Origin of the sequence: Desulfocurvibacter africanus subsp. africanus DSM 2603 (assembly GCF_000422545.1) — a bacterium.
GTDB lineage: Bacteria > Desulfobacterota > Desulfovibrionia > Desulfovibrionales > Desulfovibrionaceae > Desulfocurvibacter > Desulfocurvibacter africanus.
The window spans coordinates 29,447-50,940 of the sequence record NZ_AULZ01000009.1 but is presented as its reverse complement, the minus strand read 5'-3'; the positions used below and the strand labels follow the sequence as shown (position 1 = coordinate 50,940).

The 21,494-nt window shown below is 57.6% G+C and carries 21 protein-coding genes and 1 pseudogene; 17 read left to right on the top strand and 5 right to left on the bottom strand.

Annotated elements, in window-relative coordinates; all coding sequences use genetic code 11:
• Positions 1 to 3: 3 nt before the first annotated feature.
• A complete protein-coding gene (locus tag H585_RS0106710) occupies positions 4 to 705 on the top strand; it encodes a 16S rRNA (guanine(527)-N(7))-methyltransferase RsmG (protein WP_027367260.1) in 702 nt (233 codons plus the stop codon).
• Here the strand turns inward: H585_RS0106710 and H585_RS0106705 are convergent.
• Both H585_RS0106705 and H585_RS0106700 read right to left on the bottom strand, forming a co-directional pair.
• The gene (locus H585_RS0106705; RefSeq protein ID WP_014260736.1) at positions 666 to 884 is read right to left on the bottom strand and encodes a hypothetical protein; all 219 of its coding nucleotides are present in this window, start codon (positions 882 to 884) and stop codon (positions 666 to 668) included. The two genes, H585_RS0106710 and H585_RS0106705, sit on opposite strands and share 40 nt — an antisense overlap.
• Positions 885 to 989: 105 nt before the next feature.
• Complete coding sequence (locus H585_RS0106700; RefSeq protein ID WP_027367259.1) at positions 990 to 1,460, bottom strand: 23S rRNA (pseudouridine(1915)-N(3))-methyltransferase RlmH; 471 nt, start codon at positions 1,458 to 1,460, stop codon at positions 990 to 992.
• A gap of 162 nt (positions 1,461 to 1,622) precedes the next feature.
• Between H585_RS0106700 and H585_RS0106695 the strand changes: the two genes are divergently transcribed.
• From H585_RS0106695 to H585_RS0106670, 6 genes are all read left to right on the top strand, one after another.
• Complete coding sequence (locus H585_RS0106695) at positions 1,623 to 2,213, top strand: DUF4390 domain-containing protein (protein WP_027367258.1); 591 nt, start codon at positions 1,623 to 1,625, stop codon at positions 2,211 to 2,213.
• 6 nt (positions 2,214 to 2,219) lie between these two features.
• Entirely contained in the window at positions 2,220 to 4,418 is a 2,199-nt protein-coding gene (locus tag H585_RS0106690; RefSeq protein WP_014260739.1) for a sensor histidine kinase NtrY-like, read from the top strand.
• Between the two features lie 153 nt (positions 4,419 to 4,571).
• Positions 4,572 to 5,495 carry a TIGR01777 family oxidoreductase gene (locus tag H585_RS0106685; RefSeq protein WP_027367257.1) on the top strand — a complete coding sequence of 308 codons (924 nt, stop codon included), beginning with the start codon at positions 4,572 to 4,574 and terminating at the stop codon, positions 5,493 to 5,495.
• A 113-nt stretch (positions 5,496 to 5,608) separates the two neighbouring features.
• Positions 5,609 to 6,979: an HD domain-containing phosphohydrolase gene (locus H585_RS0106680; RefSeq protein WP_014260741.1), complete on the top strand. Its 1,371-nt coding sequence runs from the start codon at positions 5,609 to 5,611 to the stop codon at positions 6,977 to 6,979.
• Between the two features lie 88 nt (positions 6,980 to 7,067).
• Positions 7,068 to 8,447, top strand: coding sequence for a sigma-54-dependent transcriptional regulator (locus H585_RS0106675; RefSeq protein ID WP_014260742.1), 1,380 nt, complete (start codon positions 7,068 to 7,070; stop codon positions 8,445 to 8,447).
• A 135-nt stretch (positions 8,448 to 8,582) separates the two neighbouring features.
• Positions 8,583 to 8,801 (top strand): hypothetical protein, encoded by a 219-nt coding sequence (locus H585_RS0106670; protein WP_027367256.1) that lies wholly within the window; start codon positions 8,583 to 8,585, stop codon positions 8,799 to 8,801.
• Positions 8,802 to 8,845: 44 nt separating this feature from the next.
• On the opposite strand, the gene H585_RS0106665 is transcribed toward H585_RS0106670, so the two are convergent.
• Both H585_RS0106665 and H585_RS0106660 read right to left on the bottom strand, forming a co-directional pair.
• The gene (locus tag H585_RS0106665; protein ID WP_014260743.1) at positions 8,846 to 9,610 is read right to left on the bottom strand and encodes an exodeoxyribonuclease III; all 765 of its coding nucleotides are present in this window, start codon (positions 9,608 to 9,610) and stop codon (positions 8,846 to 8,848) included.
• 13 nt (positions 9,611 to 9,623) lie between these two features.
• The gene (locus H585_RS0106660) at positions 9,624 to 10,289 is read right to left on the bottom strand and encodes a metallophosphoesterase (protein WP_027367255.1); all 666 of its coding nucleotides are present in this window, start codon (positions 10,287 to 10,289) and stop codon (positions 9,624 to 9,626) included.
• Between the two features lie 96 nt (positions 10,290 to 10,385).
• On the opposite strand from H585_RS0106660, the gene H585_RS0106655 reads away from it, so the two are divergent.
• Together H585_RS0106655 and H585_RS0106650 are read left to right on the top strand one after the other, a co-directional pair.
• The gene (locus tag H585_RS0106655) at positions 10,386 to 10,970 is read left to right on the top strand and encodes a 5-formyltetrahydrofolate cyclo-ligase (RefSeq protein ID WP_027367254.1); all 585 of its coding nucleotides are present in this window, start codon (positions 10,386 to 10,388) and stop codon (positions 10,968 to 10,970) included.
• Entirely contained in the window at positions 10,967 to 11,731 is a 765-nt protein-coding gene (locus H585_RS0106650) for a purine nucleoside phosphorylase YfiH/LACC1 family protein (RefSeq protein ID WP_027367253.1), read from the top strand. Before H585_RS0106655 ends, H585_RS0106650 begins: the two co-directional genes overlap by 4 nt.
• Here the strand turns inward: H585_RS0106650 and H585_RS23635 are convergent.
• Positions 11,715 to 12,057 (bottom strand): annotated as a pseudogene (locus tag H585_RS23635) (transposase family protein); the annotation flags it as partial. The gene H585_RS0106650 and the pseudogene H585_RS23635 overlap by 17 nt on opposite strands.
• 322 nt (positions 12,058 to 12,379) lie before the next feature.
• Here H585_RS23635 and lysS point away from each other — a divergent pair.
• The 8 genes from lysS to lpxA are packed head-to-tail and all read left to right on the top strand — an operon-like array spanning position 12,380 to position 21,489.
• Positions 12,380 to 13,951, top strand: coding sequence for a lysine--tRNA ligase (gene lysS, locus H585_RS0106645; RefSeq protein ID WP_027367252.1), 1,572 nt, complete (start codon positions 12,380 to 12,382; stop codon positions 13,949 to 13,951).
• A gap of 3 nt (positions 13,952 to 13,954) precedes the next feature.
• Complete coding sequence (locus H585_RS0106640; RefSeq protein WP_014260749.1) at positions 13,955 to 15,184, top strand: lipoprotein-releasing ABC transporter permease subunit; 1,230 nt, start codon at positions 13,955 to 13,957, stop codon at positions 15,182 to 15,184.
• A 3-nt stretch (positions 15,185 to 15,187) separates the two neighbouring features.
• Complete coding sequence (locus H585_RS0106635) at positions 15,188 to 15,874, top strand: ABC transporter ATP-binding protein (RefSeq protein ID WP_027367251.1); 687 nt, start codon at positions 15,188 to 15,190, stop codon at positions 15,872 to 15,874.
• A complete protein-coding gene (gene bamA, locus H585_RS0106630) occupies positions 15,861 to 18,575 on the top strand; it encodes an outer membrane protein assembly factor BamA (protein ID WP_027367250.1) in 2,715 nt (904 codons plus the stop codon). The genes H585_RS0106635 and bamA overlap by 14 nt, the downstream gene beginning before the upstream one ends.
• 45 nt (positions 18,576 to 18,620) lie before the next feature.
• The gene (locus H585_RS0106625) at positions 18,621 to 19,154 is read left to right on the top strand and encodes an OmpH/Skp family outer membrane protein (protein WP_027367249.1); all 534 of its coding nucleotides are present in this window, start codon (positions 18,621 to 18,623) and stop codon (positions 19,152 to 19,154) included.
• Positions 19,155 to 19,163: 9 nt separating this feature from the next.
• Positions 19,164 to 20,210, top strand: coding sequence for a UDP-3-O-(3-hydroxymyristoyl)glucosamine N-acyltransferase (gene lpxD, locus H585_RS0106620; protein WP_027367248.1), 1,047 nt, complete (start codon positions 19,164 to 19,166; stop codon positions 20,208 to 20,210).
• On the top strand, positions 20,200 to 20,673 hold the full coding sequence (gene fabZ / locus H585_RS0106615; RefSeq protein WP_005983338.1) for a 3-hydroxyacyl-ACP dehydratase FabZ: 474 nt from the start codon (positions 20,200 to 20,202) through the stop codon (positions 20,671 to 20,673). The genes lpxD and fabZ overlap by 11 nt, the downstream gene beginning before the upstream one ends.
• A complete protein-coding gene (gene lpxA, locus H585_RS0106610; RefSeq protein ID WP_014260754.1) occupies positions 20,674 to 21,489 on the top strand; it encodes an acyl-ACP--UDP-N-acetylglucosamine O-acyltransferase in 816 nt (271 codons plus the stop codon).
• The last annotated feature ends 5 nt before the right edge of the window (positions 21,490 to 21,494 follow it).

The following is a 21,494-nucleotide window of genomic DNA, read 5'->3' as shown; positions in this document are numbered from 1 at the left end:
CATATGCAACGTTCGCATCATCAGGCGGGTAATCCGCCGCAATCAGCCTCACATTCAGAGCCGGACTCGCGGCAACTGACCGAAGCGGCTGCGGCCTTGGGTCGCTCGCTCGATGCTGACCAGGCCGGGAAGCTTGCGCTCTATCTGGGCCTGCTGGTTGAATGGAACAAGCGCATGAATCTCGTGGGCGCTTCAAGTTGGCGGGAAGTGCTTTCCCGCCTGGTGATGGACAGTTGGCATCTGGCCGACCATCTCGCGGAGTTGCCTTTGCCCGCCGAGCCTCGCAGTCTGGACTTGGGGGCAGGGGCCGGGCTGCCTGGCATCCCGCTACGCATTTTCTGGAATTCGGGCGAGTACCGCCTGGTGGAGATTCGTGAAAAGCGCACCATCTTTTTGCGTGTGGCCGTAGCCAAGCTGGACTTGCCGCGAACGTTTGTCCTGCGTTCCAGGGTCGAGAATCTTGGCGCGGACGCTCTGCCAGCGGATCTGGTCCTGGGGCGGGCTTTCAAGCCCTGGCCGGAATACCTGGAGCTGGTGCGGCCCATGCTAGCGCCGGGCGGCTTTGTCGTGGTCTTCGCCAACGAGGCTCCACCCGAAGGCGCGGGCAAGGACCAGGGCTTCAGGTTGGACAGAGTGACGCCGTACACGACAGGTGGCGGACAGCGTTACTTCTGGACCTTCACGCCGGATAGTGCTTCCAGGTAGCTGTCCTTGAAAATTAGTTTGGTTGCCGTCTCATCGGCTAGTTCGCCCAGTTCCATGAGCTTTTCAAGGAATTCGAGGATTTCTTCCTTGCGAGACTTGGAGCCGTCCTCAAAGTCTTCGGCCAGCCGGCCAGACTTGATATGCTCCTCAATCTCCAGGAGGCGCTGCAGTTCGTACATGCCGGATATCTCCATTGGTTGCATGCGGCGAGAAGCTTGGGGAGATTACCTTAGTCGCGGAGCATGGTCCAGGGGACGGCGACCGATGAGTGCGGGGCGACGCGCCTAATCATGGTGATAGGGGTGACCGTGCAGTATCGCCGCGGCCCGGTATAGCTGCTCCAGAAGTACGACGCGCGCCAGTTCGTGGGACATGGTCATGGGTCCAAGAGCCAGGCTCGCGGCGCAGCTGCCGCGGACCGCGTCGGACAGGCCGAAAGCTCCGCCAATGATGAAACAAGGCTGACTACCGGGGTCCTCGATCCAATGGCCCACGGTCGCGGCAAATTGGCGTGAGGTCAGGGCCTTGCCGCGTTCGTCCAGGCAAATGGGCCTGTCCTGGGAAGTCAGCTTGCCCAAGATGGCCTGGCCCTCGTGACTGGCCTTTGCCATGGGGGCCAACGCTTTCGGAGCATCCTTGAGCACAACTATTTCCAATGGATAATAGCGCGAAACGCGCGTATTATAAAATTCAACGGCTTCCCTGAAGTGAGGGGCTTTCAGCTTGCCCACGACGATGCAACGAACGCGTCTCACCAGTCAGCTCCATCGAGCCGTGGCGATTTTCCATGTATTGTCAAAGCACACCCCATGATTTAGTCTCTCCAGCGGGGAGAGTTTATTAATTCCGCTCGGCATGATCATCCGCCGCTTGGCAACCGGAGCAGGGCAGGCAAAAACAAGGTGAGGATGACATTAATGTTCCCGCCCAGGGGACACGCGCGTGCAGTATTCTGGCAAACCTTGGTTTTAGGCTTGGCCTTTGCGCTGACGCTCGCTTGTCCCGATCGCAGTCTTGCCCAGGAACTAGTGCTGAGCAACCTTGTGGTCGATAATCAAGCCGGCGAGATTCTGGTCCGTTTCGGCGTGGAAGTCGAGGGCTCGGATCGTGTCGCCGGCATCCTTAAGGAAGGCGAGTCCCTTGGGCTCTCCTGTTCGGTGTCGCTTCTGCGCGAACGTTCACTCTGGATTGATCAAACCGTATATTCGGCCGACCTGGACCTTTTTCTGCGTTATGATCCTCTAAGCAAGCAATTCACGGCGGAACTGCCGGGCAGCGAGTCGCCGATGGCCCATGCAGATCTGGCCGTGCTCCTGTCCAAAGCCTGGTCGGAAATCACTCTTGATCTCGGGCCATGGAAAGACCTGTCACGCGGCAAGGACTACAGGCTCATGCTCGAGATCAGTCTGAACAGGCTGGACGTGCCTATCTGGCTCAAGAAGCCGCTGTTCTTTTGGGATTGGGAAGCCGCGCCGACCACACACTACCAGCTTGAATTCACATACTGATCGCTGATGGCCACCGACCCAATTCTCGTCAGCAACGTTGACATGCGGGAGCGCAGAAAGCGACAACGCGAGCTGTGGCTGGCAATGGGTGCCGTGCTGTTCATCGCGGTTCTGAGTTGGGTCGAGCTTCGGTTCATCGGGGTTAACTCTTATCTCTTTCTCGTCCTCTTCAATTTCAATTTCATTCTTCTGCTCATAATTCTGGGTATTGTGCTCAGGAATGTGGTCAAGCTGGTCCTGGAGCGCCGACGCAAGGTACTCGGCTCCAGACTACGCACGCGCATGGTTTTGTCTTTTGTCTCCCTGTCCCTGGTGCCGACGCTGCTTATGTTCCTGGTTTCGGTCAAATTCGTGCAGACCTCGGTGGACTTCTGGTTCAAGGCCCAAGTGGAGAACTCCATGGAGCAGGCCCTGGAAGTAGGGCAGGCCTTCTATTCATCGAGTCGGGAACGCTTGGCCAGTCGGGCCGGACACGTGCTGAGCGAGATCAGGTCGAGGGAGTACGCCTGGGGCGGCAAGGCCATGGAAACTTTCATGCGCGAGAAGGCCAAGGAGTACAATCTGAGCCTGGTGGGTGTACTCACGCCGGAGGGCAAGGAGCAAAACTGGATTTTCGATAAGGTCTGGAAGGACGCTTGGCCTGATGCCCGTGCCACCTTCAATCTCAAGCGCCTCTCCGAGGACCCTGTATACTGGTCCTCAATGCTCACCAGTCGCGGTGCCGACATGGTCGTGGGCATCATGCCGGTGGACGGCGGCAAAACCGGCTGGCTGGTGCTTGGCGAGACCATCGGCCAGGGGCTCATGTTCAAGCTGGATCAGATCGTGCGCGGTGTGGACGAGTTCAAAAAGTTGCGCACCCTCAAATACCCGCTCAAGGTTGCCCTGTACATGAGCCTGGGCGTCATGACCGCGCTTATTATCCTTGCGTCCATTTATTTCGGTTTTCGTATGGCCAAGGAACTGTCGGCTCCGGTGCAGGCTCTGGCCGTGGGCACCCAGCGCATCGCCCGCGGCGATCTGGGCGTGCGACTGGAGGATCAATCCGACGACGAGCTGGGTTTTCTCGTGCAGTCTTTCAACCGCATGGCCATGGACCTGGAGCAGAGCCAGGACAGGCTAAAAAAAGCCAACATCCGTCTGGGCCAACAAAACCGCGAGTTGGAGGACCGTGGACGGTACATGGAAGCCGTGCTCAACAACATTACGGCCGGGGTCATCTCGCTGGACCGCGAAGGCCATATCAGCACTGTGAACAAGGCTGCCCAGGCCATGCTCGGCCTGGATCGAGGCGAGGTCGCGGGCAAGAGTCCCCTGGAGCTGCTCAAAGGCGAGTACGCCGAACTCGTGCGCGAGGTTCTCACTCAGTTGCAGACCGGCGGGCCCACTGCACAGTGGCAGCGTCAGATTAGCATCCGCCTTGCCGGACGTGATCTGAAATATCTTGTCAATGTGGTGCTGCTGCGCACGGACGAAGGTGGGGAAGCCGGCCTTGTTGCGGTGTTCGAGGATGTGGCCGAAATGGAGAAGATGCAGCGCATGGCGGCTTGGCGCGAGGTAGCCAGGCGCATCGCCCATGAAATCAAGAATCCACTTACACCGATCAAACTTTCAGCGCAGCGCCTGGAGCGCAAGTACGCAGCTCAGATAGAGGATCCGGTCTTCCGTGAGTCCACTGGAATGATCGTTCGTCAGGTCGAGCATTTGCAACAAATGGTCACTGAGTTCTCTTCTTTTGCCAAGCTGCCGGAAGTGGCATTGAAGAAAGGGCGTTTGCAGCCGTTGGTGAACGAATTGGCCGCCATGTTCCGCAACAGCCACCGGGGGATCACCTGGGAGGTGCATGTCGATGATGAGCTTCCCGAACTGCGCTACGATCCCGAGGGCATGCGTCGCGTGCTCATGAACATTCTAAGCAATTGCGCCGAGGTGCTCGAAGGTCGGCCTGAGCCTAAAGTCGAGATTCGGGTTTCGCATGACAAGATCCTTAAGTTGGCCATCATCGAGATCGGCGATAATGGCCCAGGACTGACCGAGGAGGAACGGTCCAGGCTCTTCGAGCCGTATTTCTCACGCAAGAAAGGCGGCACCGGCCTAGGCCTGACCATTGTGCGTTCCATCATCACGGATCACAAAGGCTTCGTGCGCGTGCGCCCCAATAAGCCTGAAGGCACGGTTATGGTCATTGAGCTTCTGACCCAATGAACCGCTTTCCAAGGTATTCATAACCCGTCTGTTGATCTGAATGGCAGAAAAAAGACATGACACGCACGATAATCTACGCCATAATTCTTAATTGCAGGGCATTGAGTATGCATGTAATATCCTTTTATAAGAGATACATTCGAGAGATGCGCAATGCGTGAACGCATCATTATAACCGGCGGAACGGGTTTTGTCGGCTCAGCGTTGACTCGGCACCTGTATGCTGCTGGGTACGACGTCGTCGTTGTGGCCCGCAATGCGGCCAAAGTCATCGACATGTTCGAAGGCAAAGTTTCGGCCGCTTCCTGGAACGGCATGGGTTTCACCAACTGGGAGCACTTCATTGACGGTGCCCTGGCGGTGATCAACTTGGCCGGAGAAAATATCGGAGGAGGGCGCTGGACCTCCACTCGCAAGCAGCGCATCCTGGACAGCCGCGTCTTAGCCGGTCAAACGGTGGCTGAAGCCGTGGCCAAGGTTGCGCGCAAGCCCAAGGTGGTCATACAGGCTTCGGCCGTGGGCTATTACGGTAATACCGGAGCGCGCCCCGTGGATGAGTCAGAACCATCGGGCGAGGGTTTCCTGGCCAAGGTATGCCGTCAATGGGAGCATTCATCTCAATCGGTGGAAGATCTCGGAGTACGCAGGATCATCATCCGCTCGGGCTTGGTATTGGGACAGGGTGGCATTCTGCCCAAGATGGCCAAGCCTTTCCTCTACTACCTCGGGGGAGCGCCCGGCGGGGGAGAGCAGATGGTTTCCTGGGTGCATCTGGAGGACGAGATACGGGCCATATTGTTCCTGTTGGAGAACGAGCAGGCTGTTGGCGCCTTCAACCTCACCGCTCCCAATGCCGTAAAGATGAAGACCTTTTATGCGGAGTTGGGCCGCATGCTGGGCAAGCCCTCATGGCTGAATGTGCCCAAAGGCCTGCTTCGTGCTGCTCTTGGGGAAATGGCTGACGAGTTGGTTCTTGTCAGCCAGAACGTGGTACCCCGCAAGCTGACCGAACTCGGCTTCAATTTCCATTTCCCGGATGTTACTGCGGCCCTGACCGAAATACTTGGCCAGCGGTAGGCGAGAGCCATGCCCATCCTCGGTCCCTGCATAAAACTGTTCCAGGCCCGGGATCGAGCGGGGCCGTATGCAATCTCGCTTTGGGGGGTGAAGTAGTGCCACGAGCCCGCCTTATGATCGTTGAAGACGAGGCCATTGTCGCTCTCGATATTCAGAACCGCCTACGCCTTTTAGGCTATGAGATTGTCACCGTGGTCTCCTCTGGTGAGGAGGCGCTGGAAGCAGCGGCCCGGTATTCCCCCGAACTCATCTTGATGGACATCATGCTCGATGGAGACATCGACGGCATCGAGGCCGCGGCGATCATTCGCGAACGGCATCGCATTCCTTTAGTCTACCTGACCGCCTATGCTGATGAAAAGACTCTTCAGCGGGCGAAAATTACCGAGCCCTTTGGCTATATAATCAAGCCCTTCGAAGATCGAGAACTGGGCATCACCATCGAGATGGCCCTTTATAAGCATACCATCGAGCGTAAGCTCGTGGAAAGCGAACGTTGGCTGGCCACCACGCTTAACAGCATCGGCGATGCGGTACTCACCACCGATGAACGGGGCAGGGTCAAGTATCTGAATCCGGCTGCGCTCAGGATTCTTGGCTGCGAGGAATCTCTGGCCCTGGGCAAGGACCTGTCCACGATTTTTGCGCTATACGATCCAAAAGGTGTGAATATCGCGCCAGATCTGGTGAGCAACGTCCTGGATCAGGCCCATACCGTGGCATCAACGGATATGCACACCTTGGTTACAGGGCCGCAGCGCGAAGTCCCTGTGAATATGTCGCATTCGCCCATCATTTCCGAAGGCAGGTCTGTGCGGGGCACTGTGCTCGTGCTCCATGACATCACCGAGCGGCGCGAAGCCGAATATGCCCTGCAAAAGAGCGTCAGCCAGCTTAAAACGAGCCTGGAAGAAACGGTCAACGCCTTGGCCGTGACCTCGGAGAAGCGCGACCCCTATACTGCCGGACACCAGCAGCGTGTTTCACAATTGGCTTGCGCCATGGCCCGGGAACAGGGCCTGCCCAAGGAGCGTATCGAGGGCATTCGCGTGGCGGCCATCCTGCACGATCTGGGCAAGATTTACGTTCCAGCCGAAATCCTGGCCAAGCCTACTCGGCTGACCCAGATGGAAATGGGCATAATGAAGACCCATGCCGAAGTCGGTTTCGACATCCTCAAGAATATTCCATTTCCCTGGCCGGTGGCCGCTGCGGTTCTGCAGCACCACGAACGCATGGATGGCTCTGGTTATCCCAATGGTTTGTCCGACAAGGACATCTGCTGTGAGGCGCGCATCATTTCCGTGGCCGACGTGGTGGAAGCCATGTCCTCCCACAGGCCTTACCGGGCCGCCTTGGGCATCGAAAGGGCCTTGGAGGAGATTGCCAGGAACAGAGAGCGATTGTACGATGCAGAATGTGTGGATATCTGCCTGAGCCTTTTCCGGGACAAAGGCTTTCAATTCACGTCTGACCTGCTTTGATGCCGTAAGGACAGCCAGAAGATTTGGCTGCCTCCCTGCCTGCACGGCATGTCACGGCTGCAAATGACCACTCCTTCAGGAGAAAGGCATGAGCGCGCGCATACTTATCATCGACGACGAAGAAAGCATCCGTTTTTCCTTGCGCGGCGTGCTTGAAGACGAAGGCCACGAGGTCATCGAGGCAGGCAGCGGCGAGCAGGGGCTGGAAATGGTGGAAAACCAGGGGCCGGACCTGGTCTTCCTGGACATTTGGTTGCCTGGCATGGACGGCCTGCACGTATTGGAAAAGGTACGCGAGGGTCAGGTCGATGTTCCGGTGATAATGATCTCGGGCCATGGCAACGTCGAAACAGCCGTTTCAGCCATCAAGAAAGGCGCTTTCGACTTCATCGAAAAGCCCTTGTCCCTGGAAAAGGTCGTCATCACCGTCAATAAGGCCTTGGAATTCGGCAAACTGCTGCGCGAGAACCTGGAACTGCGGGCCCAGGTGAATACCGACAGAGCGGAGAGTCTTACTGGCAACGCGCCATCCATTGTGCGGCTGCGTGAGCAGGTCGCGCGTGTAGCTCCAACTGACGCGTGGGTACTCATCACCGGCGAGAACGGCACGGGTAAGGAGATCGTTGCCCGGCAGGTCCACGCCGGCAGCCGGCGTGCCAAGCGGCCCATGATCGCCGTCAATTGCGCGGCCATTCCCGAAGAACTTATCGAGAGCGAGCTTTTCGGTCACGAGAAAGGCTCCTTCACTGGCGCGGACAAGGCCCAGGCTGGAAAGTTCGAGTTGGCTAACCACGGTACACTGTTCCTGGACGAAATCGGCGATATGAGCCTCAAGACCCAGGCGAAAATCTTGCGCATCCTTCAGGAGCAATCCTTCGAGCGCATCGGAGGGCGCAAGACCATTACCGTGGACGTGCGGGTCATCGCGGCCACCAACAAGGATCTGCCGACCGAGATTAAGGCCGGCAACTTCCGCGAGGACCTATACTACCGGCTCAAGGTTTTCCCGCTGGAAGTTCCTCCCTTGCGCAAGCGAGCGGAGGATATCCCCTTGCTCATCGAGGAATTCCTTGACCTGCTCGTCCGGGCGCACAATTTCAAGCCTCTGACCTTCACACCGGAGGCCCTGGAAATCCTTCAACGTTATCCTTGGCCGGGCAATGTGCGTGAACTCAAGAATTTCGTGGAGCGCATGCTCATCATGTACGCCGGCCAGATGGTCGGCCCGCGGGAGCTGCCTCCCGAAATAACCGGCGGCATTGATGAAGACCATGTCCTGGGCTCGGATTTGGCATGCCAGCCCGACCTGGACCTCAAGACTGCGCGTATGGTGTTCGAAACCCGTTTCCTGGAGGCCAAGCTCCGGGAGTGCAGCGGCAGCGTGAGCAAGCTGGCCGACGCCGTGGGCATGGAGCGCTCCTCGCTCTACCGCAAGCTCAAGGCGTACAACATCCAGGTCCAGGAATAACCGCGCCATTGTCCGGCATCATCCATTTCCGCTGAACTGGCTGAAGCATGACAGCTCGTTGAAAAACGGGTCGAGGCCATCACAGACAAGGGCATTCCGCGCATATTGATGGTTTGCCGCAATGGAGCAGGGGATATGCACAGGTCGGAATCGGCTTCCGGGCTTTCAAGTATGAGCGAGGCGCAGGATCAGGACATATTGCGCCGGATTGCGGAAACGGCCTGCGTGGCAATGCCGGACAAGGCCGACTTTAAGGACGCTCTGACCCTTTTACAGGCCCGCTTCGGAGAGGATGATGAACTGCTGACAAAGACCTGCGATCTGCTTCTGTCCCTAAGGGGCGGGCAGGGCTGACCGGCACTCGTGAAACTATTACCCCGCCCGTATTCGCTGCATTCTTAACCGTCCAACTCCAGCCCCACGGGGCAGTGGTCCGATCCGGGCACACCGGGTTCGATCCAAGCCCGTTTCACCGCTCCTCGCAACTCCTCTGATACGAAGAAATAGTCGATGCGCCAACCCACGTTGCGCTCGCGCGCTTTGGTGAAGTAGCTCCACCAAGTGTAATGGCCGCCGCCCGGCTCGAACAGGCGAAAGGTATCCACAAAGCCAGCGGCGACAAAACGGTCCAGCCACTGGCGTTCCTCGGGCAGGAAGCCAGAGGTGTGCGCGTTGGCTGCCGGATGGGCCAAGTCGATTTCCTTGTGCGCGGTGTTGAAGTCGCCGCAGACCACAACGGGCTTGTGCTTGCGCAGTTCCAAGGCATAATCCAGAAAAGCGTCGTAATAGCCAAGCTTGAAGCGCAGCCGCTCGCCGCCTTTCTGGCCGTTTGGGAAATAGACGTTGCACAAGTAGAAACGTTCATACTCAAGACAAATCAGCCGCCCTTCGCCGCGGAAGCGCGCATCCGGCAGGCCGAAGGAAGTGGACAGAGGCTTGCGCGTGAAGAGCGATGCCACGCCGGAATAGCCCTTGCGCGTGGCGTGCGAGTTCCAGACTCCGGTATAGCCGTCCGGGTGCAGCTCCTGCTCGGTGATCTGCTCGGGCCACAGCTTGGTTTCCTGCAAGCAGACCACATCCGCAGCGGACGCGCGCAGCCAATCCAAAAAGTTTTTGCCGGCCACGGCCCGGAAACCGTTAACATTCCAACTCAGAAGCTTCATGTCCCGCACGCCCTCACATGCTTTCCAGCGTTGCCGAGACGTCGCCGCCGTCCCAGATAAGACGTACATATCCGCCTTCCGCCAGGGCGCCGGGATTGAGAATCCGTGTCCTGCCGATGACGTCTTCGGCCCTGGATTCATGGATGTGTCCGGTGATGCACAACTCCGGCTGAACCCGTTCGATGAACTGACGCACGGAGGTGCTGCCCACGTGGGCGCCGGTGCCGATGACGTCGGTGGCCGTGCCGTGCGGCGGCGTATGCGACACGAGAACGAGCCGCTCGCAGTCGTTGATGAGTTTGTGCGTTTCGCGCAGCCACTCAGCGATGACGTCTTCCTTGGCCTCGCTCGGAGTGTTGAAGGGCGTGGGCGTGGAGTAGCCAACGCCCATGATGCCGAGCCCGGGAGCCAGTTCCAGGCCTGCGCGGTGCAGATTCAACCCGGCATCGAACAGCGCCTTGTCCGCAGCCGGCTTGTCCATGTTGCCAATCTGGGCAAGCACTCGCGAATTCACTCTCCTTACGGCTTCGACCACCGCCATGACCTCGTTCGGGCCGCCATGGTTGGTCAGGTCGCCGCTGATGATGATGCCTTCGGCTTCCCGGATGCCTGGAATGCGGGCCACGTTGCCGGTCTGCCCATGCATGTCGCCAAAGACGATCCAATACAGCCCTTTCACACTCGCCTCCTTGTTCTACTGATCCCATTTTAGCAAAAAGCCATTGGATTAGCCATATTGCGTTACGCTCGCACACCATGCTAGGGTCACTCAGCCATGACCACAAGCAAAGCGTACTTGCGCAGGGACATGCTCGCAAGGCGAAGCGCCTTGGCGCTTGACTGGGTTGATCGGGCTTCGGCGGCCATCCAGACGGCTATCACCGCCATGCCGGCCTTTGGCCGGGCGCGAGAGGTGCTTTTGTACATGGCCGTGCGCAACGAGGTTGGCACCGGGCAATTGCTGGACGATCTCCTGCGGCGCAAGATCAGAGTGCTCCTGCCACGCTGCGAGTCGGATAAACCGGGAGTCATGCATTTGGCCTGCCTGGGCTGTCGTGAGGAGCTGCTTCCTGGAGCCTACGGCATTCCGGAACCGGACCCGGGCGTGTGCGCCACAGTCGATGATTTCGCGCCGGATTTAGCTATCATTCCCGGCTTGGCTTTCGACCGTCGCGGGCGCAGACTCGGTTATGGCGGCGGCTATTACGACCGTCTGCTGGCCAGCCCGGCCCTGGCGCAGTGTCTGCTTGTGGCTCCGGCCTACTCATTTCAGGTCGTGGATGAACTGCCGGTCGACCCATGGGATCGTGCCGTGCACTGCTTGGTCACTGAAAACGACGTCATCGAGGTGGTGTCATGAGGACCTTCCCCTCGGTCCGGCATCTTTCCTTCGCGTTTCCCGATCTGCCGCAGATTGGCTGCGTCTTCGGCACGCGCATGGGGGGCGGCAGCGCCGCGCCCTTCGACCGCGCCAACATCTCCCTGGAGGTGGGCGACAGGCCCGAACGTGTATTGGCTAATCGCAAATCCATGCAGCTCGGCCTTGGGTTCGTCCATTGGCAGGAACTCAGGCAAGTGCATGGCGACGAGATGATCTTCGACCCGGACCCAGCGGATATTCGCGATATGCCGGCCTTGGAGGGCGACGGCCTGGCCACTTCCATCCCCGGTCAGGCACTGGTCATCAAAACTGCGGATTGCCAGCCGGTGCTCCTGGCACATCGTAGCGGCGCGTTTGTGGCCGCTCTGCACGTAGGCTGGCGGGGCAATGTCGCGGGCTTTCCTACTACTGGCGTGCGGCGCTTCTGCGCACACTACGGCCTGGATCCGGCCGATGTGTTAGCCGTGCGCGGCCCCAGTCTCGGGCCTGGCTCCAGCCAGTTCGTGAACTTCGAGCAGGAGTTTGGTGAGGAGTTCAGGGACTATTACAATCCGCAATCTCAAAAGATGAATCTCTGGCAGCTCACGCGCGACCAACTTGTGGCCGCCGGAATTTCGGCCCGAAATATCTTTTCCCTGGATATGTGCACCTGCGCCTTAACGGACTTTTTCTTTTCCTACCGTCGCGAGCGACCCACGGGCCGCCAGGCGAGCCTCATCTGGATCAAGTGGAAGCCCTAGGATTGTTAACGCTATCCAAGTCCTCAATTAGCGCAAACACGAGAAAGCCGAGGCACATCACATCCAGCTTATCGCGCCGGATGCAAACTCGCCGGTATCCTTTAAGTCTCCTGAATAGACGCGCTACTTCATTGCGCTTCTTGTACAGCTCTCTCTGTCATATTCCCATGGTTTCAGTCGGTTGGGATGTGGAGCAACCAGGGAATACAGCCCAAATTTCGGCTCAACTGCCTTCTTTCATTGCCTTCATATGCTCTATCCATGATCAAGCGACATGAATCAGAAGGTGAACCGCCCAACTTCATCAACAGATGTCTGCCCTCAGGGCGTCACCGCGTTGCCGAGCGAGAGGTTCTAGAACAGTGTTAACACGCTTTATCTGCACGGGAGTGGTGAGACCCCTTTTTCTGTCCGCGTCGGGGGACCAAAAAATGAAAAGTGACAAAGCGGTGCGCAATTTCTGTTTCTTGACGCTCCAAAATAATTGGCTTAACCACATCGGGTTCCTGAAAGCGCGGCAGCTCAGGCCTTCGCGCCGTGCACATGGACAAAATGAAGGCTTCCTTTCGTCAGAAATTTTTCGCAACTTGCCCGCTCGCCGAGCGGCAAGTCATACATCGATAAAGCCACTCGCACGGAGTCGTTGCGTTGAGCAATAAGAACCAACCAATTAAGTTGAAGATCAAGTCGGGGAACGTTGACAAGTTTCAGCCGTTCCTGCAGGCCATGGCCGCCAAGGGTGAACTCAACGAGGTTCTCAAGAGCCGTGTCGAGAAAGCCGTGCTGCTCATGGATGAAGGCACGCAACTCTATCCCAACGGCTTTATCAAGACCGACGACCTTGAGGCTATCTCCACGGAATTTGCAGACACGCCGCCCGAGGCCATGGAGAGTCTGGAGCGCGAGTTCACCGTGGCCGGTCGCATCGTGGCCATGCGCTCCTTCGGCAAAGCCGCCTTTTTTCACCTCCAGGATCCCACGGGCCGCTTGCAGGTTTTTGCCTCGCGCGATGACCTGGGGGAGGATGCCTATCGCGTATTCAAGAAGCTGGACATGGGCGATCTCGTCGGTGTCCGTGGAACGCTTTTCCACACCAAGACTGGCGAGCTAACCCTTAAGTCCTCGCAGATCACCCTTCTGACCAAGTCCCTGCGCCCGCTGCCCGATAAGTGGCACGGACTCAAGGACGTGGAGATGCGCTACCGCCAGCGCTATGTTGATCTCATTGTCACGCCCAGAACGCGGGAGATATTCCTCAAGCGTACCCAGGTCGTGCGTGAGATGCGCAATTTCCTGGACCGGGAGGGCTTCATGGAGGTGGAAACACCCATGATGCAGCCCATCCCCGGCGGAGCGACGGCCAAGCCCTTTGAAACGCATCATAATGCGCTGGACATGAAGCTCTACATGCGCATCGCGCCCGAGCTTTATCTCAAGCGCTTGCTGGTGGGCGGCTTCGAGAAGGTTTACGAGGTCAATCGCAATTTTCGCAACGAAGGCATCTCCACCCAGCACAATCCTGAATTCACCATGTGCGAGTTCTACTGGGCATACGCGACCTTCGAGGATCTCATGGATCTCACGGAGCGCATGTTTGCCCACATCGCCCGGCAGGTGACCGGAAACACCGTAGTGGAGTACCAGGGGCAGCAGATCGACCTGACGCCCGGCAAGTGGGCCCGAGTACCCTTTCTGGAGTCCTTGCGCACCATAGGCGGGTTGTCGCCCGAAGTGTACATGGATATGGCCAAGGCCAAGGCCCTGGTACGCGAGCGCGGGGAGAAGGTCTTGGAGAGCGACAAGCTTGGCAAGGTGCAGGCCATGCTTTTCGACATGTTCGTGGAGCCGAAGCTCGTGCAGCCGCATTTCATATACCATTATCCCACGGATATTTCGCCCCTGTCGCGGCGCAACGACCAGGACCCGACCATCACCGACCGTTTCGAGCTGTTCATGTCCGGACGGGAGATGGCCAACGCCTTCTCGGAACTCAATGACCCCGTGGATCAGCGCCTGCGCTTCATGGAGCAGGTACAGGAAAAGGAAGCCGGCGACGAGGAGGCCCACTACATGGACGAAGATTACGTTCGAGCCTTGGAGTACGGCATGCCGCCGGCTGCAGGGCAGGGCATCGGCATTGACCGCCTGGTTATGCTGCTTACCGATTCGCCATCCATTCGCGAGGTCATCCTGTTCCCGCTCCTGCGCCCGGAAGCATAATTCATGAATTTCGAGCTATTTATCGCCCTGCGTTACCTGCTGGCTCTGCGCAAGCAAGCCTTTATTTCCGTGATTTCCTTGTTCGCGGTGTTTGGCGTGTGCCTGGGAGTGGCTTCGCTCATTGTGGTCATGGGAGTCATGAACGGCTTTTCCACGGACTTGCGGGACAAGATCCTCGGAGTCAACGCGCACGTCATCGTCATGAATGCCCATGGTGCCATGACCGGAGCCGACGAAATCGCGCGGCAGGCTGCGGACGTTACGGGCGTGACCGGGGCCACTCCTTTTATCTATTCCGAAGTCATGGTTTCCACTCCCCGCGGCGTTAAGGGCGTTGTCCTGCGCGGCATCGAGCCCGAGAGTTCGAGTAAAGTGCTCTCCCTTTCCAAGGACATGCTCGCCGGCAAAGTTGAGGATCTGGATCGGGAGGATACACATCCCGGCATAATCGTAGGCCAGGAGCTGGCCGCGCGTCTGGGCTTGAGTGTGGGCAGCATGGTCAACCTCCTCTCGCCCACGGGCAGCAAGTCGGCTGCGGGCTTCATGCCCAAGGTCAAGTTCTTCACCGTGACGGGCATTTTTAAGACCGGCATGTTCGAATATGATTCGAGCATGGCTTATGTAAGCCTGACTGCGGCACGCGACTTGCTGGGTTTCAGTGGGGATGTCGTCTCGGGCATTGAGTTGCGCCTGGCCGATGTATACGCCGCGGAGCACGTTTCACGGCAGGTCGAGAGCTCACTTGGAGGATACCCGTTTCTGGTGCGCAACTGGATGGAGATGAACGCGAATCTTTTCGCAGCACTCAAGCTGGAGAAGACGGCTATGTTCATCTTCCTGGTGCTCATTGTGCTCGTGGGCTCGTTTTCCATCATCACGACGCTGGTGATGCTTGTAATTCAGAAGACGCGGGATATCGCGGTGCTCATGTCCATGGGCGCAAAACCCCGGGAGATACAGCATATTTTTATGCTCCAAGGCACGACTATTGGCGTTCTAGGTACGCTCCTGGGCTATCTTCTGGGTGTGCCCGTAAGCCTGCTGCTCAAGAAGTATCAATTCATCGAACTTCCCCGGGACGTATACCCTGTGGACTACCTGCCTGTGCGGCTTGAGCTGTTGGATATGACACTCATCGGGTTGGCGGCCATGGGGCTTTGTTTCGTCGCAACGCTTTACCCGGCGCGAAAGGCCTCGCGGCTCAATCCCGCGGATGCCCTGCGCTACGAATAAGACATGCCTGATACTCCGCTCTACCAGCTTCGTGAGGTGGGCAAGGAGGTCGCGGGTCCGGCCGAACGGTTGGTCATCCTGCGCCGCATCGACCTGAGCGTGAAGGAAGGCGAATCCGTGGCCATCCTCGGCGCTTCGGGGTCGGGGAAGACCACGCTCCTGCACCTCCTGTCCACCCTTGATACTCCATCCTGGGGAGAGATCACCATGCGTGGTCGCAACCTGGCGGCTCTAAGTGGCGAGGCCAGGGCTCGGCTCCGCAACCGCGAGATCGGGCTCATCTTTCAATTTCATCATCTGCTCCCGGAGTTCAATACTCTGGAGAACGTGGCCATGCCCGGCATTATCGGCGGCATGCCCAGGCCCAAGGCCTTTGACTTGGCCAGGGAAGCTTTGGTGCATGTCGGCCTGTCCGAGCGCACGAACCATCTGGTGACGACCCTCTCGGGCGGCGAACGACAGCGGGCAGCCATTGCCCGCGCCATTCTCATGAAGCCTCAAGTCCTGCTGGGCGACGAACCTAGCGGCAGCCTGGATGAAGCCAATGGCGAGAAGATTGCCGAATTGCTGCTGCGTCTCAATCGGGAACTCGGCATGACGCTGGTTGTGGTCACACATAACCAAGGCCTTGCGCAACGTATGGATAGGCGCCTGGAATTGCACGCAGGGGAGTTGCATGCCCAAGCGTAGCATTCGTATCCTGTGCGCCTTGGCGGCCTTTTTGCTTCTGGTGCTGGCTCCGCGTCCGTTCTGGGCTCAGGCGCCGCGCGGGGCCAAGATCCTCGTGCTGCCTTTCGAGATCAACGCGAGCAGCGAGCTTGGGTATCTCAAGGCCGGGCTCCCTCAGCTTTTGCGGGATCGCCTGCAGGCCATGGGATTTGAGTTGATCTCCTTTGCGAAGATGGATGAGGCTATCCGGACCCTAAGCTCGGAGTATCTGGATATTCAGACCGCTCAGGACCTGGCCCTGCAGACCGGAGCCGAGTTCGCGGTCTATGGCAGTTTCAGTCAGGCAGGCGAAGCCATCAGCGTGGACGCTCGCCTGGTGGACGCTTTCGGCCTCAAGCCGGTTAAGCCCATCTATGTGGCCAAGCAGGGACTCATCAACGTGCTCCCGGCGGTGGATGAATTGGCCGAGAAGATCAGGCTGGAGCTGCTCAGCAAGGATGTCATCGCGGAAGTCGCGGTCCGAGGGGACAAGTTCATCGACAAAGAAGTCGTCCTCATGCGCCTGACGGTGCAGAAGGGCGATATCTATGATCCTGCCAAGGCGGATAAGGATCTGCGGCGGATATTCGACCTGGGTTATTATGAGGACGTGCAGGTAGCCCTCGAGGATGTGCCGGGCGGCAAGCGCATCGTCTACATCGTTACCGAAAAGCCGCGCATCGGGACAATCGACGTGGAAGGCAACGATGAACTCGATGACGACGATATCACGGAGGTCATGACCACCAAGACCGGCTCGGTGCTTAATCCATCCATCTTAGCCGAGGACCTGAACAAGATTCGCGAACTCTATCGCAAAGATGGCTATTATAAGGCCGACGTGCGTTACGAGGTGGAGGCTCCTGCTGGCCAACAGGCTCGGCTCGTGATTTCCGTTAATGAAGGCCGCAAGCTGTACATCCGCCAAATCGCCATTGAGGGAGCCAAGGAACTGGACCCCGACGATATTAAAAGCGATCTTGCGCTCACGGAGCGTGGCCTGTTTTCCTGGATCACCGGGTCGGGCGTGCTCAAGGAAGAGCTTTTGGAGCGGGATACCGCAGTTATCGAGGCTTACTATGCCAACCGAGGCTTTTTGCAAGCTACGGTGGGCAAGCCTCAAGTCGAATTCCGCGATGATGGCATCTACATTATCTATCAAGTTTCCGAAGGTCCTCGCTACACCGTCTCCCACGTGAGCTTCAGTGGCGATATGTTGGTGCCGGAGGATGTATTGCGCGCGCGCACCAATTTGGATGATATTGCCGAGAAGGGCGGCTATCTCGACCGCTCGGTCATGCGTGAGGACATGCAGCGGCTCAACGAGTTCTACATGGACTACGGGTATGCCTTCGCGGATACGAACGTGGACGTTATACCGGATCCGGCGGCGAAGACCGTGGCAGTGACGTATATCCTGGACAAGAATCAGAAGGTGTACATCCGTCGTGTGCTCGTGGAAGGCAACACCAAGACTCGCACTAACGTAATTCTGCGTGAGATGCGCTTGGGTGACGGCGACCTCTTCAGTGGCAGTCAAATCGCTCGATCCAATGAGCGTCTGGTAAAGCTGGACTTTTTCGAGTTGGCCGACGTAGAAACCGTACCCACGGGCCGCGACAGCGAGCTTGACCTGAAGGTCAAGGTAAAGGAAAAGCCTACGGGGATGCTTTCCGCCGGCACCGGCTACTCGACTTATTCGAAAGTCTTCGTGTCTGCCTCCATCCAAGAGCGCAACCTGTTCGGCAAGGGGTACAATCTCGGTCTGACGAGCAGCTTCAGCTCGAAGGATACGTCCTATACCTTGTCTTTTACAAATCCCCACGTATACGATACCACCCTGAGCGCCGGCTTTGACTTGTACAAGACGGACGTGGAATACCTGAGTTATGATAAGGAAACCACGGGCGGGCGGTTGAGGTTCGGTTGGCCGCTGGGGGAATACACCCGTTCCACGGTTTCGTATCGCCTGGACAAGTATATCATTGATGAGATTGAGGACGATGCCGCCAACCAGATCAAGGAACTCGAGGGCGAGAACTGGTCGAGCGTGGCCGGGCTCACACTGCGCCGGGACACGACTAACCGGCCGTTCAATCCGAACAGGGGCACGGATTCGGCACTCTATCTGGAGTACGGCGGCGGCTTGATAGGAGGAGATGACCATTTTATCAAGTGGGTCGCAGACTACAATTATTACTATGGTCTTTGGTGGGATACGGTTTTTCATCTTCGCACCGCCGTCGGCATGGTTTACCAGAACCTGAATGATGAGAGAGTGCCGGCCTTCGAGCGCTTCTATTTGGGCGGCATCAATTCATTGCGAGGCTATGAGGGGCGGCATGTTTCGCCCCGGGATACCGAAACTGACGACTTCATCGGTGGTGATAAAGAGTTCATTGCCAACCTGGAGTATGTCTTCCCTGTCAAGGAAGATTTCGGCTTGCTCGGCGTGCTCTTCTTCGATGCAGGCAACGCCTGGAATGACGATGAGTTCTTTTTCGAGCAGGCGGACTCCAGTGAAGAGCATTTGACGCTGGGGCTGTACAAAAGTGTGGGTCTCGGCATCCGCTGGCTGTCACCAATCGGACCGTTGCGCCTTGAATACGGTTACCCGTTGGACAAGCTCAAGGACAGTTCCGAAAATGGTCGTTTCGAATTCGCCCTAGGTACTACCTTTTAAGCGTTGTCCCGGCGCAGGGATCAGCAACAGGCAAGGAGATGTTTGATGAAATGGATCATCGCGTTGACCATGTGCGCCTGTCTCCTGGGATCGGGCGTTGCCCCAGCCCAGGCCGAGGTCAAGATAGGTATCGTTAATATCCAGGATGTCTTGGAGAAGTCCGAGCCAGGCCAATCAGTCATGGCCGAGTTCAAGGGCAAGGCCGACGAGGTCAAGAAGGAACTGGAAAAACGCAAGAACGAACTCGAGAAGCTTCGGGGTGAAATGGAGAAGCAGAGCCTAGTCTTGTCTCAAGATGCGAAGCAGGACAAGGAGCTTGAGTTTAAGCGCAAAGTTCGCGACTACCAGGACTACGTGCAGGTCACTCAGCGCAATCTGCAAGTTGAAAACGATAAGCTGAGCAAGCCTATCATGGAAACGCTTGGAGAGGTGCTCAAGGACTTTGGCAAAAAGAACAAGTTCACCATGATCGTCGACGTGAAGACGCCCGGCGTCGTCTACACGGACGAAGCTAATGATGTCACCAAGCAGGTCATTCTCGAGCTGAATAAGGCCTGGCGAGAGCATAAAAAGAAGTAAGGGCCAGTTATGAAGGTGAAGCTGTCGCAGATGGCCGAGCAGTTCGGCTTGCGCCTGAAGGGCGCCGACCGGGAAATCTCGGGTATCAACACGCTGGAAGCCGCTGGGTCCACGGAGTTGAGCTTCCTAGCCAGCAACAAGTATCTTGACGCTTTGGAGAATACCAAGGCCGCCGCAGTCATTCTCGAAGAGGCGCATGCGGATCGGGTACAGAGTGCGCTCATCAGTACAAACCCCTACTTGTCCGTAGCCCAGGTGGCCAAGCTTTTCGACAAGCCCCAAGGTGAATTTCTGGGGCATAGCGAGTTGGCCTTCGTGCATCCCCAATCCGAGGTGGACGCCACGGCCACGATTTACCCCTTCGCGTATGTAGCCAGGGGAGCCAAGATCGGACCTGAGTCCAAGGTCTATCCCTTTTGCTATGTGGGTGAGGATGTGACGCTGGGCAAGTGCGTGACACTGTATCCGGGCGTGACACTCATGGCCCGGACGCAAGTGGGCGACGGATGCCTGATCCATCCTGGCGCGGCGCTTGGCAGTGACGGGTTCGGTTTTCTTCCCGGACCCACGGGCCTGATGAAGGTTCCGCAGATCGGCACTGTCAGTATCGGGAATGATGTGGAGATCGGCTGTAATACAGCTATTGACCGGGGATCACTGGGGCAGACGAGCGTGGGACATGGCACCAAGATCGACAACCTTGTGCAGATTGCCCACAATGTGCGCATTGGTGAGCATTCCATCCTCGTGGGCCAAGTGGGCATATCCGGCAGCACCAAGATAGGTAGCTGCGTGCAAATCGGCGGTCAGGCTGGCTTGGCCGGGCATCTTACCGTGGGTGATGGCGCGCGTATCGGCGCCCAGTCCGGTGTCATGCAGAACATAGAGGCTGGCAGCGAGGTGCTTGGCAGTCCCGCCGTGGAAGCCAAGAAGTTCTTTCGTATCGCTGTGCAGCAGACAAAGCTGTCCGATATGAGCAAGCGGCTCAAGGCACTCGAGAGTGAGATAGAGCAGCTCAGACGCATGTTGGAGCAAGGAGCAAGCCATGGTGAATGAGGTTGCCGGCGGCGTCCCCTTCCTGGATGTCCGCAAGATCATGGAATTTTTGCCGCACAGGTATCCTTTCCTGCTCATTGATCGTGTGCTGGAGCTGGTCAAGGGCAATTACGTGACGGCGCTCAAGAACGTGACTATCAATGAACCTTATTTTCAGGGGCATTTCCCCGGATTGCCGGTCATGCCGGGCGTCCTGCAATTGGAAGCCCTGGCGCAATCAGCCGGCATGTATATCATGAACACCTTCGAAGGAAAGTTCGAGGGGAAAGTCTTTGTCTTTACCGGGATGGAGAAGATCAAGTTTCGTAAGCCGGTGGTGCCTGGGGATCAGCTTATCCTTCGGTGCGAGAACTTCCGTCAGAAACTCAACCTATTCAAGATGAGCGGCAATGGCACCGTCGACGGCAAGATTACTGTCGAGGGTGAAATGACCGCGGCGCTGATTGCTCGGGAGGATCTATAAGTGTCTGCCACTATTCATTCCACAGCGCTCGTTCACTCCGGCGCGGAATTGGCCGATGACGTGGTCGTCGGTCCCTATTGTGTGATCGAAGATCATGTCGTCATCGGCGCGGGCACTCGCCTGGACGCATACGCTCATGTCAAGGCTCACACTCGCATCGGCAAGAACAACCGAATTCACTCCTTTGCCTGCTTGGGCGGCGAGCCCCAGCATCTGGGTTGGAAGGGCGAGGACACATACGTCGAGGTTGGGGACAATAACGTCATCCGCGAGTACGTGACCATTCACCGCGGCACTGTGCACGGGCTGGGCTACAGCAAAGTGGGTTCCAACTGCATGCTTATGGCCTATGTACATATCGCCCACGATTGCGAAATCGCGGACGGCGTGCTCATGGCCAATGCCGCCAGTCTGGCTGGCCACGTGACCGTTGGACGCAAGGCTATCATAAGCGGTATGAGCGGCGTGCATCAGTTCGTGCGCATCGGTGAATTTGCCTTCCTTGGCGCCATGGGCGGCTTCAACCTGGATGTGCCTCCGTATACTCTGGCCACAGGTGTAAGAGCCAAGCTGCACGGCCTCAACCTCATCGGCCTCAAGCGCAATGGATTCAGCAGTCAGACCGTCGTGGCGCTCAAGAGCGCCTATAAGATGATCTGGCGTTCGGACATGATCCGACAGGAGGCGCTAGAAGAGGTGGTCAGCGTTATGGGAGACTATCCTGAAGTCATGCGCCTGGTGGATTTCATCAAGGCAAGCCAACGCGGTGTGACTCCGCACGCTATAGGCAAATCCGCTAATAATAATGATGAGTAAATGAC

Excerpts from the sequence above, each read along its gene's own strand:
- H585_RS0106690 (WP_014260739.1), top strand. The coding sequence starts at position 2,220 with ATGGCCACCGACCCAATTCTCGTCAGCAACGTTGACATGCGGGAGCGC.
- bamA (WP_027367250.1), top strand. The coding sequence starts at position 15,861 with ATGCCCAAGCGTAGCATTCGTATCCTGTGCGCCTTGGCGGCCTTTTTG.
- H585_RS0106695 (WP_027367258.1), top strand. The coding sequence starts at position 1,623 with ATGTTCCCGCCCAGGGGACACGCGCGTGCAGTATTCTGGCAAACCTTG.
- H585_RS0106710 (WP_027367260.1), top strand. The coding sequence starts at position 4 with ATGCAACGTTCGCATCATCAGGCGGGTAATCCGCCGCAATCAGCCTCA.
- H585_RS0106650 (WP_027367253.1), top strand. The coding sequence starts at position 10,967 with ATGAGGACCTTCCCCTCGGTCCGGCATCTTTCCTTCGCGTTTCCCGAT.
- lpxD (WP_027367248.1), top strand. The coding sequence starts at position 19,164 with ATGAAGGTGAAGCTGTCGCAGATGGCCGAGCAGTTCGGCTTGCGCCTG.
- H585_RS0106635 (WP_027367251.1), top strand. The coding sequence starts at position 15,188 with ATGCCTGATACTCCGCTCTACCAGCTTCGTGAGGTGGGCAAGGAGGTC.
- H585_RS0106675 (WP_014260742.1), top strand. The coding sequence starts at position 7,068 with ATGAGCGCGCGCATACTTATCATCGACGACGAAGAAAGCATCCGTTTT.
- H585_RS0106680 (WP_014260741.1), top strand. The coding sequence starts at position 5,609 with ATGATCGTTGAAGACGAGGCCATTGTCGCTCTCGATATTCAGAACCGC.
- H585_RS0106625 (WP_027367249.1), top strand. The coding sequence starts at position 18,621 with ATGAAATGGATCATCGCGTTGACCATGTGCGCCTGTCTCCTGGGATCG.
- H585_RS0106665 (WP_014260743.1), bottom strand. The coding sequence starts at position 9,610 with ATGAAGCTTCTGAGTTGGAATGTTAACGGTTTCCGGGCCGTGGCCGGC.
- H585_RS0106705 (WP_014260736.1), bottom strand. The coding sequence starts at position 884 with ATGTACGAACTGCAGCGCCTCCTGGAGATTGAGGAGCATATCAAGTCT.
- H585_RS0106640 (WP_014260749.1), top strand. The coding sequence starts at position 13,955 with ATGAATTTCGAGCTATTTATCGCCCTGCGTTACCTGCTGGCTCTGCGC.
- H585_RS0106670 (WP_027367256.1), top strand. The coding sequence starts at position 8,583 with ATGCACAGGTCGGAATCGGCTTCCGGGCTTTCAAGTATGAGCGAGGCG.
- H585_RS0106655 (WP_027367254.1), top strand. The coding sequence starts at position 10,386 with ATGACCACAAGCAAAGCGTACTTGCGCAGGGACATGCTCGCAAGGCGA.
- fabZ (WP_005983338.1), top strand. The coding sequence starts at position 20,200 with ATGGTGAATGAGGTTGCCGGCGGCGTCCCCTTCCTGGATGTCCGCAAG.
- H585_RS0106685 (WP_027367257.1), top strand. The coding sequence starts at position 4,572 with ATGCGTGAACGCATCATTATAACCGGCGGAACGGGTTTTGTCGGCTCA.